The following is a 12,688-nucleotide window of genomic DNA, read 5'->3' on the forward strand; positions in this document are numbered from 1 at the left end:
CTAATGATCGAACATGCCCCAAAAGACACATCAGGTAGTACTGCAAGCCGCAGCATGCCGCGACTTACATCGCATCGTTAGTACGCAAAACTGCGCAAAAGTGCGCTCAATCCGCCTTGACCAGCGTGGGCTGGCCGAGATTGGCCAGGCGCACACTCTGTTGCAGTTGTTCAGCCTCGCCCTGGCTGCTCAACGGCCCCAGACGCACCCGGTGGAGAATCTGCTGATTGCGCACCACTGAGCTGATGAACACCGGCGCAGCCACCGTATCGCTCAATTTGGCCTTGAGCAACTCCGCAGCGTCCGGATTGGCGAAGGCTCCCACCTGGAGATACAGGCCAGAGGCTACGCCTGAATCGTTTTTTTTTGCGTCAATCTGTACCGGCAGTACGGCCGCAGCATGCTGCTGGGCAGGCGGCGTGTACTGCTCAAGGGGTTGCGCAATCGGCTGGGCCACCGTCTTGACCTGCGAGACCTGCTGCGGCTGCGCCAGGACCATGGGCACCGGCTGGCCCTGCTGAGCCCACCACTCATGGGGGTCGATACCCTCGACCTTGACCCGCGCCGTACCGCTCTCGGCATAGCCAAGTTTCTTCGCCGCGGCAAAGGACAGGTCGATAATCCGGTCCGAATAGAACGGCCCGCGGTCGTTGACCCGCAGAATCGCGCTCTTGCCGTTTTCCAGGTTGGTCACCCGTACATAGCTGGGCAGCGGCAACGTCTTGTGCGCGGCGGTCATACCATACAGGTCGTAGGTTTCGCCGTTGGCGGTGGCCTGACCGTGAAACTTGGTGCCATACCAGGACGCCGGGCCTATCGCCTGGTAGCGACGCGCATCGGGGATTGGGTAGTACTGCTTACCAAACACCACATAGGGGCTGGCCTTGACCCGACCATAATGCGGCATCGGCACGGCATCCTGGATCAGCGAGACATCGACATCCCACCACGGCGCCCCGTCCTTGTGCGGACGACTGAAGTCACTAGGGCCGCTAATAGTTGCGCCCGGCTTGGCTGGCGCTACCCCTACTTGCTGCGGTGCACGTGTGGACGTACAGCTGGCCAGCAATAGGGCGAGCGCAGAACAGGCAACAAACTTGAACGGCAAAACCGGCATTAGTTGGCCCCTCGTGCGTCTACCAGCAACTCGGCCAACTGATTGACCGCCATGGCGTACATCACGCTGCGGTTATAGCGGGTGATGACGAAGAAGTTCGGCAGCCCCAACCAATACTCGTCACCTTGAGCACCGTCAAGGCGGAAGGCGGTGACCGGCATTTCGCCGTCCAGCTTATCGCTGCTGGTCCAGCCGAGGCCACGCAACTGGTCGACGTTCAGCTGCGGGTCAAGGCCGGCGCTCAGGCCCTGCTCAACTTGCTCACCCGCCACCGTAGCGGCGCTGACCACCGGCTCGCCCGGCAACCAGCCGTGGCGTTTGAAATAGCTGGCCACGCTGCCAATGGCATCCACTGGATTGGTCCAGATATTGATACGGCCGTCGCCGTCAAAATCCACCGCATAGGCGCGAAAGCTGCTCGGCATAAACTGCGGCAGGCCCATGGCCCCAGCATAGGAACCCTTGAGAGTCAGCGGGTCGACCTGCTCCTCGCGCGAGAGCATCAGGAACTCGCGCAGCTCCTTGCGGAAGAACGGCGCGCGCGGCGGATAATCGAAGGCCAGGGTCGACAGCGCATCCATCACCCGGTAGTTGCCGGTGTTGCCGCCATAAAAGGTTTCAACACCGATGATGGCCACAATCATTTGCGCCGGCACGCCGTATTCGGCCTCGGCGCGCGCCAGGGTCGCCTCATGCTGACGCCAGAAATCCACACCGCGGGCGATGCGCGAGTCGGTGATAAAAATCGGCCGGTATTCCTTCCAGGGCTTGACCTTCTCCGCCGGACGCGAGATGGCGTCGAGAATCGCCTGCTTACGCTGCACTTCGGCGAACAGGCGCCCCAGTTGCTCAGAGGCAAAGCCATAATCGCGGTTCATCTCGACGATGAACTCGCTGACCAGCGGCGAATCATTGTAATCAGCAGCGAACGCCGGCTGAACCATAGCGCAAGCAGCGGCCAAACCGAGCCAATGTGTGTGCCGTGCAGCCCAGCCACGCAATATGTGCATTGAATTCATAACCCCAATTTAAGCCTGTGCAATCCACTTACGGTGTGTGTGAATCGACATCAAAATGCCAAACCCTGCCAGCAGGGTAATCAGCGACGTACCGCCATAGCTGATGAAGGGCAACGGCACCCCCACCACCGGCAACAAGCCGCTGACCATACCGATATTGACGAACACGTAGACGAAGAACGTCATGGTCAGCGCGCCGGCCAGAAGCTTACCGAACAGCGTCTGCGCTTGCACGGTAATCACCAATCCTCGAGCGATCAACAGCAGGTAAACCAGCAGTAACAAACAAACGCCTACCAAGCCAAATTCTTCGGCAAGTACCGCGATAATGAAGTCGGTGTGGCTTTCCGGAAGAAAGTCCAGGTGCGACTGAGTGCCGAGCAGCCAGCCCTTGCCGAGCACTCCGCCCGAGCCGATTGCGGCCTTCGACTGAATGATATTCCAGCCGCTGCCCAACGGATCGCTCTCCGGGTTGAGAAAGGTCAGTACCCGCTGCTTCTGGTACTCACGCAGCACGAACAACCACATAGCCACGGCGATCGGTACCAGCGCCGCCGCTGCACCGATTATCCAGCGCCACTGCAAGCCGGCGATGAACAACACAAACACCCCTGACACAATCACCAGCAGCGAGGTACCCAGATCTGGCTGCAGCAAAATCAGCACGAACGGCAACACAATCAACCCCAGACTGATGGTGATGTGCTTCAAGTTCGGCGGCAGGCTGCGCTTGGCCAGGTACCAGGCGATGGTCGCCGGCATGATGATCTTCATGAACTCCGAAGGCTGAAAGCGAATCACCCCGGGGATATTGATCCAGCGGGTGGCGCCCATGGCGTTATGCCCCATCACGTCCACCACCACCAGCAGGCCGACACCCGCCACATAAGCCAGTGGTACCCAGCGCGCCATGAAGCGCGGTTCAAACTGGGCGATGATGAACATGCCCACCAGACCGATGCCAAAGGAGCTGGCCTGTTTGATCAACAGGTCGACGTTCTTGCCACTGGCCGAATACAGGATGAATAGACTGCCGACTGCCAGGATCATCAACAGCAGCAGCAGAATGCCGTCGATATGCAAGCGCTGCAGCAGGCTGGCACGGCGGCGCAGCACGTCCTCGCTGGACAGCACCCGATCGAAATTACTGTTCATCGCTTACCGACCTCTGCGCTCACGGGTGTAGCGTATTCGGCCTTGAGCTGACCGTTGGCGTCGAGCAACCAGGCATCCATCACCAGCTTGGCCACTGGCGCGGCCACGCCCGAGCCGGACTCGCCGTTCTCGACCATTATCGCCACGACAATTTGCGGGTTATCTGCCGGCGCGTAAGCGACGAACAAGGCGTGGTCGCGATGGCGTTCCTGGATCTTGTTGCGGTCATATTTCTCGCCCTGCCTGATCGCTACCACTTGCGCCGTACCGCTCTTGCCGGCAATTCGATAGGCCGAACTGTCACCCACCTTGCGCGCCGTGCCGCGGGGGCCATGCATCACCTGTTCCATGCCGAAACGAGCAAAATCCCAACTTTTCGGGTCACGTAACTGGATATCCGCCAGCGGCTGGGTATCGACCGGCGGCAAACCCTCGATCGTCTTGGCCAGGTGCGGACGAATCCACTTGCCGCGGGTGGCCATCAGCGCAGTGGCCTGGGCCAATTGCAGCGGCGTGGTTTGCATATAGCCCTGGCCAATGCCGAGAATCAGGGTCTCGCCGGGATACCAGGCCTGACGGTAGCGCGCCCGCTTCCACTCACGCGACGGCATCAATCCGGCAGTTTCCTCGAACATATCCAACGACACTCGCTGCCCCAGGCCGAAACGGGTCATGTAGTCGTGCATGCGGTCGATGCCCATCTTGTGCGCCAAATCGTAGAAATAGGTGTCATTGGAGCGCGAGATGGCCAGCTCCAGACTCACCCAGCCGTCGCCACTGCGATTCCAGTTGCGGTATTTGTGGCTGTGGTTGGCCAGTTGATAGAAACCCGGATCGAATACCCGCGACGTATTAGTGATCACGCCAGCGTCCAGGGCTGCCACGGCCATCATCGGCTTGATGGTCGAGCCCGGCGGGTAGAGACCGCGCAACACGCGGTTGAACAGCGGCTGATCGATCGAGTCACGCAGCTCGGCATAGGCCTTGAAGCTAATACCGGTGACGAATGGGTTAGGGTCGAAGCTCGGCTGACTGACCATCGCCAGCACCTCGCCGGTACTTGGCTGGAGCGCCACGATGGCGCCGCGACGCCCGGCCAATGCCGCCTCTGCAGCTTCCTGCAGGCGCACATCGAGGGTCAGAATGACGTCTTGGCCCGGCAACGGATCAATGCGCTTGAGTACCCGCAGCACCCGGCCACGGGCATTGGTCTCGACCTCTTCGTAGCCGACCTCGCCATGCAAACGCTCTTCGTAGAAACGCTCGACACCGGTTTTACCGATATGGTGGGTGCCGCTGTACGCCACCGAGTCGAGTCCTTTCAACTCCTTCTCATTGATCCGCCCCACGTAGCCGACCGAATGGGCAAAGTGTTCGCGCTGGGGATAATGACGGACCAGTTGCGCCACCACCTCAACCCCGGGCAGGCGGAACTGATTGACCGCGATCGCGGCAATCTGCTCTTCGCTCAACTCGAACAGCACCGGCACCGGCTCGAACGGCCGGCGCCCCTGACGCACGCGCTTCTCGAAGAGTTCCCGCTCGTCCTCGCTCAACCCCAGCACATCGACGATCACATCCAGAACCTGAGCCCAGTCGCCCGCCCGCTCGCGGGTCAGGGTCAGGCTGAAGCTCGGTCGATTGTCGGCAACTATTACGCCGTTGCGATCGAATATCAGGCCACGCGTCGGCGGAATCGGCTGCACGTGAACCCGGTTGTTTTCCGAAAGGGTCGAGTGGTATTCGTACTGCACCACCTGCAGGTAATACATGCGGGCGACCAGAACCGCGGTCAGCAGCAGAAACACCAGAGCACCGACCAGCGCACGCTTGCGGATCAGGCGCGCGTCTTTTTCGTGGTCTTTGAGGCGAATCGGCTGCGGCATCGATGACTGCTGATTAAGGGTGGAAAATCTGCTGGCAAATCATTTGTGGTACGGGTGGCCGGACAATACCGTCCAGGCCCGATACATCTGCTCGCCGATAACAATGCGCACCAGCGGGTGCGGCAGGGTCAGCGGCGACAGCGACCAGCGCTGCTCACTGCGCGCCTGCACTTCCGGCGCCAAGCCTTCGGGGCCGCCCACCATCAGGTTGACGGTGCGCGCATCCAAACGCCACTTGTCCAGCTCGACGGCCAGTTGCTCGGTGCTCCAGGGCCGTCCTTCGACTTCCAGGGTCACGATGCGTTCCCCCGGTTGCACTTTGGCCAGCATGGCCTCGCCTTCCTGGCGAATCATCCGCGCCACATCGGCATTCTTGCCACGGGTGGTCAGGGGAATCTCGACCAGCTCCAAGGCAAGTTCCGCCGGCATGCGCTTGGCGTATTCCTGCCAGCCGTCTTCCACCCAGCGCGGCATGCGCGAACCAACAGCGATCAGTTTAATCCGCACTCTTACTCTTGTTCCGGCTCAGGACTGAACTGCGCACGGCTCTGCTCGGCACCCTGCCAGAGACGCTCAAGGTCGTAGAACTGACGAGCGGTTGGCAGCATCACGTGGACGACGATATCGCCCAGGTCGAGCAACGCCCATTCGCCAGAGTCCAGGCCTTCGCTACCGAGCGGGCGCACGCCTTTTTCCTTGACCTTCTCCAGCACGTTGTCGACCAACGACTTGACGTGACGGCTGGACGTACCGCTGGCAATCACCATGAAGTCGGTGATGCTGGTCTTGTCGCGCACATCAATGGTGATGATGTCTTGCGCCTTGATGTCTTCCAGAGCAGCGATGGCCAGTTTGACCAGATCTTCGCTGAGCATTTTTTGCTTCTTCATAAGTAACTCATTTGCCTTGTGTTCAGTTCGACGCACGGTAAAGCCCGTGCGCATGGATATACGTGAGTACCGCATCGGGCACCAAAAAGCGCACCGATTTACCGCTCGCCAGCAGCGTGCGGATTTGCGTGGCAGACACCGCCAGGGGCGTCTGCCAGATAAAGGAAATCTGCCCGCCGGGACCCTCCAGGGTCAACGGGTCGCTGATGCTGCGGGCTGCCAGCAGGTTGCGCAAGGTTTCTGGCGCCTCGCTGTCCGCATCCGGGCGCTGCAGCACCAGAATATGGCAGTGCTGCAGCAACTCGTCCCAGCGATGCCAGCTGGGTAGCCCGCAAAAGGCATCCCAGCCAAGAATCAGGAATAACTGGTCATCGCCCGCCAACTCGGCACGCAACGACTCCAGGGTGTCGATGCTGTAGGACGGTTTGTCGCGTTTGAGTTCGCGGTCGTCGACACACAGCGGCGCCAAGTCTGCTACAGCCAGCGCGACCATGGTAAGCCGATCAGGCGCCGCAACCTGCGGCGCCCCGCGGTGCGGCGGCCGTGCACTGGGAATCAGGCGCAACTCGTCGAGAGCCATCATATCCGCCACTTCCAGCGCACTGCGCAGGTGGCCGATATGCACCGGATCAAAGGTGCCGCCAAATATACCGATGCGTTTTGGCATTGCTATGCAGTCTGCCCGCGCAACTGGCCGTCGCCGATCACCACATACTTCTCGCAGGTCAGGCCTTCCAGGCCAACCGGGCCACGGGCATGCAGCTTGTCAGTGGAAATACCGATTTCCGCGCCCAGGCCATACTCGAAGCCGTCGGCGAAGCAAGTGGGCGCATTGAGCATCACCGAACTGGAGTCAACCTCGGCGAGAAAGCGCCGGGCACGGCCCTGATGCTCGGTGACAATGGCGTCCGTGTGGTGCGAGCCATAGCGATTGATGTGCTCGATGGCCTGATCCAGGCCGTCGACCACCCGGATCGACAGAATCGGCGCCAGGTATTCGGTGCTCCAGTCTTCTTCGGTCGCAGGCGTGGCCTGGATCAGTGCACGGGTGCGCTCGCAACCACGCAGCTCGACGCCCTTTTCGAGGAACATCCGCTCCATGGCGGGCAGAAATGCAGCCGCCACGGCCTGGTCGACCAGCAGGGTCTCCATCGCGCCGCAGATGCCATAACGGTAGGTCTTGGCGTTGAAGGCAATACCCTGGGCCTTGGGCAACTCGGCCAGGGCGTCGACGTACACATGACAAATACCATCGAGGTGCTTGATCACCGGCACCCGGGCGTCGCGACTGATGCGCTCGATCAAGCCCTTGCCACCGCGCGGCACGATGACATCGACGAACTCAGGCATCGTGATCAGCGCGCCGACTGCGGCGCGATCGGTGGTTTCTACGACTTGCACGGCGGCGGCCGGCAGATCAGCCGCTGCCAGGCCGCGCTGAATGCAGGCGGCTATCGCACGGTTGGAGTGAATCGCCTCAGAGCCGCCACGCAAAATAGTGGCGTTACCGGATTTCAGGCACAGACTCGCGGCGTCGATGGTCACGTTAGGCCGCGATTCATAGATGATGCCGATCACGCCTAGCGGCACGCGCATCTTGCCAACCTGGATACCCGACGGACGGTAGCTCATATCGCGGATCGCGCCGACCGGATCGGCCAGCGCCGCGACCTGGCGCAAGCCTTCAATCATGCTGTCGATACGCGCAGGGGTCAGCGCCAGGCGGTCCAGCAGTGCCGGTTCCAAGCCATTGGCGCGACCAGCGGCCAGATCCAGCTCGTTAGCAGTCGTCAGCTCGGCGCGCGCAGCGTCCAGCGCCTCGGCAGTAGCCTGCAGGGCATGGTTCTTCTGTGCGGTGCTGGCACGGGCGACCACGCAGGCGGCGGCGCGGGCCGCGCGGCCCAAGCGGGTCATATAGTCGAGTACGGACTCGGTCATGGTCTCGGTTAGCCTGGCAATAACTAAAGCGGCTGATTATAGCGGCGCCACCGCCCCGCGCACAGCGGCGCCTGGCGGATACCGTGACAATTACCTGCTCAGCTGGACAAGTCCAGACCCGGTGCTTGTTGTTATCATCGTCGTCTTCGCCTGCCTCAGCTCTCGACCCCACATGCCTGACGCACCCACTCCAAGCCTGCCCTGGCCAGATGCCAAGCCCTTGCCCGCGGGCTTTTTCGACCGTGATGCTCGCCTGCTCGCCCGCGAACTGCTGGGCAAGGTGATTCGCCACCGTGACGGCGAACGCTGGCTAAGCGCGCGCATTATCGAAACCGAAGCCTATTACTGCGCGGAAAAAGGCAGCCATGCCTCGCTCGGCTATACCGAGAAACGCCGCGCGCTGTTTCTCGATGGCGGGTACATCTACATGTATTACGCCCGCGGCGGCGACTCGCTGAATTTCAGCGCCCAGGGCCCAGGCAACGCAGTGCTGATCAAATCGGCCCACCCTTGGCTCGACGCCTGCTCGGACTCTGCCAGCCTGGCGCAGATGCAGGCCAACAACCCGGACGCTCAGGGCCGGCCTCGCCCGCAGGAAAAACTCTGCGCCGGACAGACCCTGCTGTGCAAGGCCCTGGGCCTGAAAGTGCCCGACTGGGATGCCCGGCGTTTCGACCCACAGCGCCTGTTCGTCGAGGATCTCGGCGAGCGCCCAACGCAGGTCGTACAGACGTCGCGCCTGGGCATTCCCGCCGGGCGCGACGAGCACCTGCCTTACCGCTTCGTCGACGCCGCCTTTGCCCGGCATTGCACACGCAACCCATTGCGCCGCGGACAGGTCGAAGGTCGAGACTTTTATCTACTCGGCCCCGAGGATGCACATCGATGAGCCAATGGCTGACTGACGCAACCCTCTGGCTCACAACCAACCCCGAGTGGCTGGGCCTGGCGATCTTCCTCATCGCCTGCCTCGAATGCCTGGCGATTGTCGGCATTCTGGTGCCTGGCACCATTTTGCTGTTCACCGTCGCCGTATTGGCCGGCAGCGGCGCCCTGACGCTCGGCGAAACCCTGCTCCTGGCTTACTGCGGCGGGCTGCTCGGCGACCTGCTGTCCTACGCCGCCGGGCGCTATTTTCACCAGGATATTCGCCGCCTACCGGGGCTGCGCCACCACCCCGAATGGATGGCGGGTGCGGAGTTCTACTTCCAGCGCTATGGCATCGCCAGCCTGCTGGTGGGCCGTTATATCGGCCCGCTGCGACCAATGCTGCCGATGATCGCCGGCATGCTCAACATGCCGTTCGGCCGCTTTGTATTGGTCAGCCTGCTGGCCTCGACCGGCTGGGTCATCGCCTACCTGCTGCCGGGTTGGGCTACCGGCGCGGCACTGCGCCTGCCGCTGCCCGAGGGCTTCTGGCCACAAGCCGCAGTTCTAGCCGCCAGTTTGGCCGCCCTGCTGCTGCTCAGCGTGCATGCCAGCCTGGGCGAGCGCCGCCGCGCCAGCTGGACCGCCGCAGGCTTGAGCCTGCTGCTGTTGTGCGGCGTATTTATCGGCTGGCAACGCCTCGATCAACTCGACCGCGGCCTGCTCGCCCTGGTGCAGGAACAGCGCAGCGCCAGCCTGGACACTATGATGGTGCTGATTACCCGTCTCGGCGACTTCCACAGCCAGCTGGCCGTTGGCGTATTGCTTTGCCTGTTGCTGCTGCTGGCTCGGCAGTGGCGGGCGCTGTTGTTTGCCGGCGGCGCCCTACTTGCGACCGCACTGGCCAATGGCGCACTTAAAGCACTGCTCGCCCGCCAACGTCCGGATGTATTGCTTGAGCCCTTGAGTAGCTTCAGCCTACCCAGCGGCCACAGCTCGGCGGCGTTCGCTTTTTTTCTGGTACTCGGCGTACTCGCAGGACGCGGCGCGCCTGCGCGGCTGCGCCTGGCCTGGCTATTAGTGGCCAGTTTTCCAGCCATGGCGATTGCCATGTCGCGGGTGTATCTGGGGGTGCATTGGCCGAGCGACATCATCGCCGGCGCCCTGCTGGCAGGGGGGATGTGTGCGCTCAGCCTGGGCCTTACGCAATGGCGCACGCCGCAGAGCGCATTACCCGCCAAGGCGTGGTGGCTGATTTTACCGGCATGCCTGGGACTGCTCGGCGCCATCGCCACCTGGCAATTGTCCGCGCAAGTGCTGCGCTATGGCTACTGAACGGCGCCGTTCTCGCCCTGCATCTGGTCGAGCCAGACTTGCAGCTGAGTCAGGCGCGCCTGCGGCATGTCGAGCTCGAGCAACTGGAGCTTCTGCTCGGGCGCCAATGGCAGCAGGTAGGCCAGTTGATTGGCCAAGGCCGCTTGACCGCTGACCCCGCCGGTCATGCCCAGCGCGGCGACCAGCGGATGCTCGGCCAACGCCTCGAGTAACGCGAGCAGATCCGCATGCTCGGAGCCCAGGGGCTGCTCTGCCGGCTCATCCAGCCAATCGACTTCGGCGACAGTCAGTTGATCCGCCAACACCTGCGCGTCACGAACCTTGAAGCGCCGGCCGCCCTCGACACGAATCCCCAGCAGGCCATTGGCTTGCTGCTGAAAGTCGCAGATCCGCGCCTCGCAACCAATCGATGAGAACTGCCCGGCGGCCTCACCGGCTTCCTGCCCGTCGACGATGCACACCACGCCAAAACCTTCGCCCTGCCGCATACAGCGGCTGATCATGTCCAGGTAGCGCGCCTCGAATATCTGCAAATCGAGCAGGCAGCCCGGAAACAACACGGTATTAAGCGCAAACAGGGGGAACGTCATGGGGGGTTGCCTCTCAGAGTAGGAACAGGATCGCCAGCGGCAACAGCACTGCGGTAAGCATACCCATCAGGCTCATCGCCAGGGCGGCGAACGCCCCGCATTCTTCGCTTTCCTGCATGGCCCGCGCCGTCCCGACTGCATGCGCGGTGATGCCCAGGGCCATACCGATGGCTGCGTGATGGCGCACACCGCACCAGCGCAACAGCGGCGGCCCGAGCATCGCCCCAACCACCCCGGTGATCATCACGAAGACCGCGGCCAGCGCGGCAATGCCGCCAATCTGACTGGCCACCAGCATGGCAATCGGCGAGGTCACCGACTTCGGCGCCATGCTCATCAACATGATCGAGTCAGCACCGAACCACCACGCCAGCGCCGTGCCAAGCACCGTCGCCACTACGCCGCCGACCAGCAAGGTCAGCACGGTCGGCCAGAATAACTGGCGAATCCGCCGCAGATTCAGGAACAACGGCACCGCCAAGGCTACGGTAGTCGGACCGAGGAGCAGGGTCAGGGCTTCAGCGCTAACTCGGTACTCGGTAAAACTCAGGCCGCACAACAACAGTACGCCGATCACAATCGCCGTCGACACCAACACCGGCTGCAGGAACATCCAGCGCGTTTTCTCGTACGCAGCAACCGCCAACTGGAATGCCCCCAAGGTGATGCCGATGCCAAACAAGGGGTGATGGATGATCGCCTGCCAGGCAGCATGCCACTCAAGACTCATACGTCCTCCCGGCGACGCTGCTGGCGCTCGATCAGCTTTTGCATCATCCAACCGACAAATACCACCGACAGCACCAGCGACAGCACCAAGGCACCGATCACCGCCCAGAAGTCCGCAGTAATTGCATCGGCGTAGGCCATCACCCCGACTGCCGGCGGTACCAGCAACAGCGGCAGGTACTTGAGCAGGCTGCTGGCGGCAACGTGCAAGGGCTCGTTCACCTCGCCATGCACCAGCAGGAACACCAACAGCAACAGCATGCCGATAATCGGCCCTGGCAACATCGGCAGGAACAATACGTTGAGTCCCGTGCCGAGCAACTGGCAAAGCACCAGCCAGGACAGGCCGCGTAACAGCATGAGTGAATCTCCGATTTAAGTGACGAACAGCGGCGAGCGCATAAGCATAAACGCAGCCATTATAGGCCGGCACCACGCTTGCCTATAACCCGCTATTCAGCAACACAGCGCAGACTTGACCCGGCGGCAGCCCGCGTGATGATCTAGAGACTGAGCGTTTGTAAAAAAACGCTAGGCGATTCGACTCGAAAAACAACAACTACCCGTCTCCTCAAGGAGGAATCATGCCGTCAGTACCCATAGCAGAACTCAATAACTATGTAGGCAAGGAACTGGGACGCTCCGCCTGGTTGACCATCGACCAGCAGCGCATAAATCAATTCGCCGAGTGCACCGGCGACCACCAGTTCATTCACGTCGACCCGGAAAAAGCCAAACTGACTCCCTTCGGCGGCACCATCGCCCACGGCTTTCTCTCGTTGTCGCTGATCCCCATGCTGATGGAAGACATCATGATCATGCCCCAGGGCCTGAAAATGGCCATCAACTATGGCCTCGATAGCGTGCGCTTTATCCAGCCGGTCAAAGTCGACTCCAAGGTTCGCCTGGTGGTGACCCTGACCGACGCCACCGAGAAAAATCCCGGCCAGTGGCTGCTCAAGGCCCGCGCGGTATTGGAAATTGAAGGCCAGGACAAACCGGCCTATGTGGCCGAACCGCTGACCCTCTGTTTCGTCTGATCGACGCCAGCGTCCCCGGCGCTCGCTCAGCCGAGCGAACGCCGGTCATGCCTCAGCCCTTGCGCTACGGCAGCGCAGAGCCAACGGTTTGCGGCATACTTGCGGCAACACCCGAATCTGGA

At 61.8% G+C, this 12,688-nt stretch carries 14 protein-coding genes; 3 read left to right on the top strand and 11 right to left on the bottom strand.

Annotated features, from left to right (window positions below; genetic code table 11):
• Window positions 1-106 precede the first annotated feature (106 nt).
• From Q8K09_RS01380 to Q8K09_RS01415, 8 genes are read right to left on the bottom strand one after another with little or no spacing between them, the layout of a single operon-like run.
• Entirely contained in the window at window positions 107-1,117 is a 1,011-nt protein-coding gene (locus Q8K09_RS01380; protein WP_305253198.1) for a septal ring lytic transglycosylase RlpA family protein, read from the bottom strand.
• Entirely contained in the window at window positions 1,117-2,127 is a 1,011-nt protein-coding gene (gene mltB, locus Q8K09_RS01385) for a lytic murein transglycosylase B (protein WP_305253200.1), read from the bottom strand. Before mltB ends, Q8K09_RS01380 begins: the two co-directional genes overlap by 1 nt.
• Before the next feature lie 18 nt (window positions 2,128-2,145).
• Window positions 2,146-3,249 (bottom strand): rod shape-determining protein RodA, encoded by a 1,104-nt coding sequence (gene rodA / locus Q8K09_RS01390; protein WP_305253404.1) that lies wholly within the window; start codon window positions 3,247-3,249, stop codon window positions 2,146-2,148.
• Between the two features lie 38 nt (window positions 3,250-3,287).
• The gene (gene mrdA / locus Q8K09_RS01395) at window positions 3,288-5,177 is read right to left on the bottom strand and encodes a penicillin-binding protein 2 (protein WP_305253201.1); all 1,890 of its coding nucleotides are present in this window, start codon (window positions 5,175-5,177) and stop codon (window positions 3,288-3,290) included.
• A gap of 39 nt (window positions 5,178-5,216) precedes the next feature.
• The gene (rlmH, locus tag Q8K09_RS01400; RefSeq protein WP_271348977.1) at window positions 5,217-5,684 is read right to left on the bottom strand and encodes a 23S rRNA (pseudouridine(1915)-N(3))-methyltransferase RlmH; all 468 of its coding nucleotides are present in this window, start codon (window positions 5,682-5,684) and stop codon (window positions 5,217-5,219) included.
• Window positions 5,685-5,686: 2 nt separating this feature from the next.
• A complete protein-coding gene (rsfS, locus tag Q8K09_RS01405; protein WP_305253405.1) occupies window positions 5,687-6,052 on the bottom strand; it encodes a ribosome silencing factor in 366 nt (121 codons plus the stop codon).
• Window positions 6,053-6,089: 37 nt separating this feature from the next.
• Entirely contained in the window at window positions 6,090-6,734 is a 645-nt protein-coding gene (gene nadD / locus Q8K09_RS01410) for a nicotinate-nucleotide adenylyltransferase (RefSeq protein ID WP_305253203.1), read from the bottom strand.
• A gap of 2 nt (window positions 6,735-6,736) precedes the next feature.
• Entirely contained in the window at window positions 6,737-8,005 is a 1,269-nt protein-coding gene (locus Q8K09_RS01415; RefSeq protein ID WP_305253204.1) for a glutamate-5-semialdehyde dehydrogenase, read from the bottom strand.
• 172 nt (window positions 8,006-8,177) lie between these two features.
• Between Q8K09_RS01415 and Q8K09_RS01420 the strand changes: the two genes are divergently transcribed.
• Together Q8K09_RS01420 and Q8K09_RS01425 are read left to right on the top strand one after the other, a co-directional pair.
• Window positions 8,178-8,894, top strand: coding sequence for a DNA-3-methyladenine glycosylase (locus Q8K09_RS01420; RefSeq protein WP_305253205.1), 717 nt, complete (start codon window positions 8,178-8,180; stop codon window positions 8,892-8,894).
• The gene (locus Q8K09_RS01425) at window positions 8,891-10,207 is read left to right on the top strand and encodes a bifunctional DedA family/phosphatase PAP2 family protein (RefSeq protein ID WP_305253206.1); all 1,317 of its coding nucleotides are present in this window, start codon (window positions 8,891-8,893) and stop codon (window positions 10,205-10,207) included. Before Q8K09_RS01420 ends, Q8K09_RS01425 begins: the two co-directional genes overlap by 4 nt.
• Here the strand turns inward: Q8K09_RS01425 and Q8K09_RS01430 are convergent.
• From Q8K09_RS01430 to Q8K09_RS01440, 3 genes are read right to left on the bottom strand one after another with little or no spacing between them, the layout of a single operon-like run.
• Complete coding sequence (locus Q8K09_RS01430; RefSeq protein WP_305253207.1) at window positions 10,201-10,797, bottom strand: LON peptidase substrate-binding domain-containing protein; 597 nt, start codon at window positions 10,795-10,797, stop codon at window positions 10,201-10,203. The genes Q8K09_RS01425 and Q8K09_RS01430 overlap by 7 nt on opposite strands.
• Before the next feature lie 13 nt (window positions 10,798-10,810).
• Window positions 10,811-11,527 (bottom strand): LrgB family protein, encoded by a 717-nt coding sequence (locus tag Q8K09_RS01435; RefSeq protein WP_305253209.1) that lies wholly within the window; start codon window positions 11,525-11,527, stop codon window positions 10,811-10,813.
• On the bottom strand, window positions 11,524-11,886 hold the full coding sequence (locus tag Q8K09_RS01440) for a CidA/LrgA family protein (protein ID WP_305253210.1): 363 nt from the start codon (window positions 11,884-11,886) through the stop codon (window positions 11,524-11,526). The genes Q8K09_RS01435 and Q8K09_RS01440 overlap by 4 nt, the downstream gene beginning before the upstream one ends.
• 224 nt (window positions 11,887-12,110) lie before the next feature.
• On the opposite strand from Q8K09_RS01440, the gene Q8K09_RS01445 reads away from it, so the two are divergent.
• On the top strand, window positions 12,111-12,566 hold the full coding sequence (locus Q8K09_RS01445; RefSeq protein ID WP_305253213.1) for a MaoC family dehydratase: 456 nt from the start codon (window positions 12,111-12,113) through the stop codon (window positions 12,564-12,566).
• The last annotated feature ends 122 nt before the right edge of the window (window positions 12,567-12,688 follow it).

This window comes from Pseudomonas sp., from assembly GCF_030683065.1.
Classification (GTDB): domain Bacteria; phylum Pseudomonadota; class Gammaproteobacteria; order Pseudomonadales; family Pseudomonadaceae; genus Aquipseudomonas.

What these genes read in the sequence shown, in the direction of transcription:
- Q8K09_RS01380 (WP_305253198.1), bottom strand. Translation starts at nt 1,117, where the DNA reads ATGCCGGTTTTGCCGTTCAAGTTTGTTGCCTGTTCTGCGCTCGCCCTA.
- Q8K09_RS01420 (WP_305253205.1), top strand. Translation starts at nt 8,178, where the DNA reads ATGCCTGACGCACCCACTCCAAGCCTGCCCTGGCCAGATGCCAAGCCC.
- Q8K09_RS01435 (WP_305253209.1), bottom strand. Translation starts at nt 11,527, where the DNA reads ATGAGTCTTGAGTGGCATGCTGCCTGGCAGGCGATCATCCATCACCCC.
- nadD (WP_305253203.1), bottom strand. Translation starts at nt 6,734, where the DNA reads ATGCCAAAACGCATCGGTATATTTGGCGGCACCTTTGATCCGGTGCAT.
- mrdA (WP_305253201.1), bottom strand. Translation starts at nt 5,177, where the DNA reads ATGCCGCAGCCGATTCGCCTCAAAGACCACGAAAAAGACGCGCGCCTG.
- Q8K09_RS01425 (WP_305253206.1), top strand. Translation starts at nt 8,891, where the DNA reads ATGAGCCAATGGCTGACTGACGCAACCCTCTGGCTCACAACCAACCCC.
- Q8K09_RS01415 (WP_305253204.1), bottom strand. Translation starts at nt 8,005, where the DNA reads ATGACCGAGTCCGTACTCGACTATATGACCCGCTTGGGCCGCGCGGCC.
- Q8K09_RS01445 (WP_305253213.1), top strand. Translation starts at nt 12,111, where the DNA reads ATGCCGTCAGTACCCATAGCAGAACTCAATAACTATGTAGGCAAGGAA.
- Q8K09_RS01430 (WP_305253207.1), bottom strand. Translation starts at nt 10,797, where the DNA reads ATGACGTTCCCCCTGTTTGCGCTTAATACCGTGTTGTTTCCGGGCTGC.
- Q8K09_RS01440 (WP_305253210.1), bottom strand. Translation starts at nt 11,886, where the DNA reads ATGCTGTTACGCGGCCTGTCCTGGCTGGTGCTTTGCCAGTTGCTCGGC.
- rsfS (WP_305253405.1), bottom strand. Translation starts at nt 6,052, where the DNA reads ATGCTCAGCGAAGATCTGGTCAAACTGGCCATCGCTGCTCTGGAAGAC.
- mltB (WP_305253200.1), bottom strand. Translation starts at nt 2,127, where the DNA reads ATGCACATATTGCGTGGCTGGGCTGCACGGCACACACATTGGCTCGGT.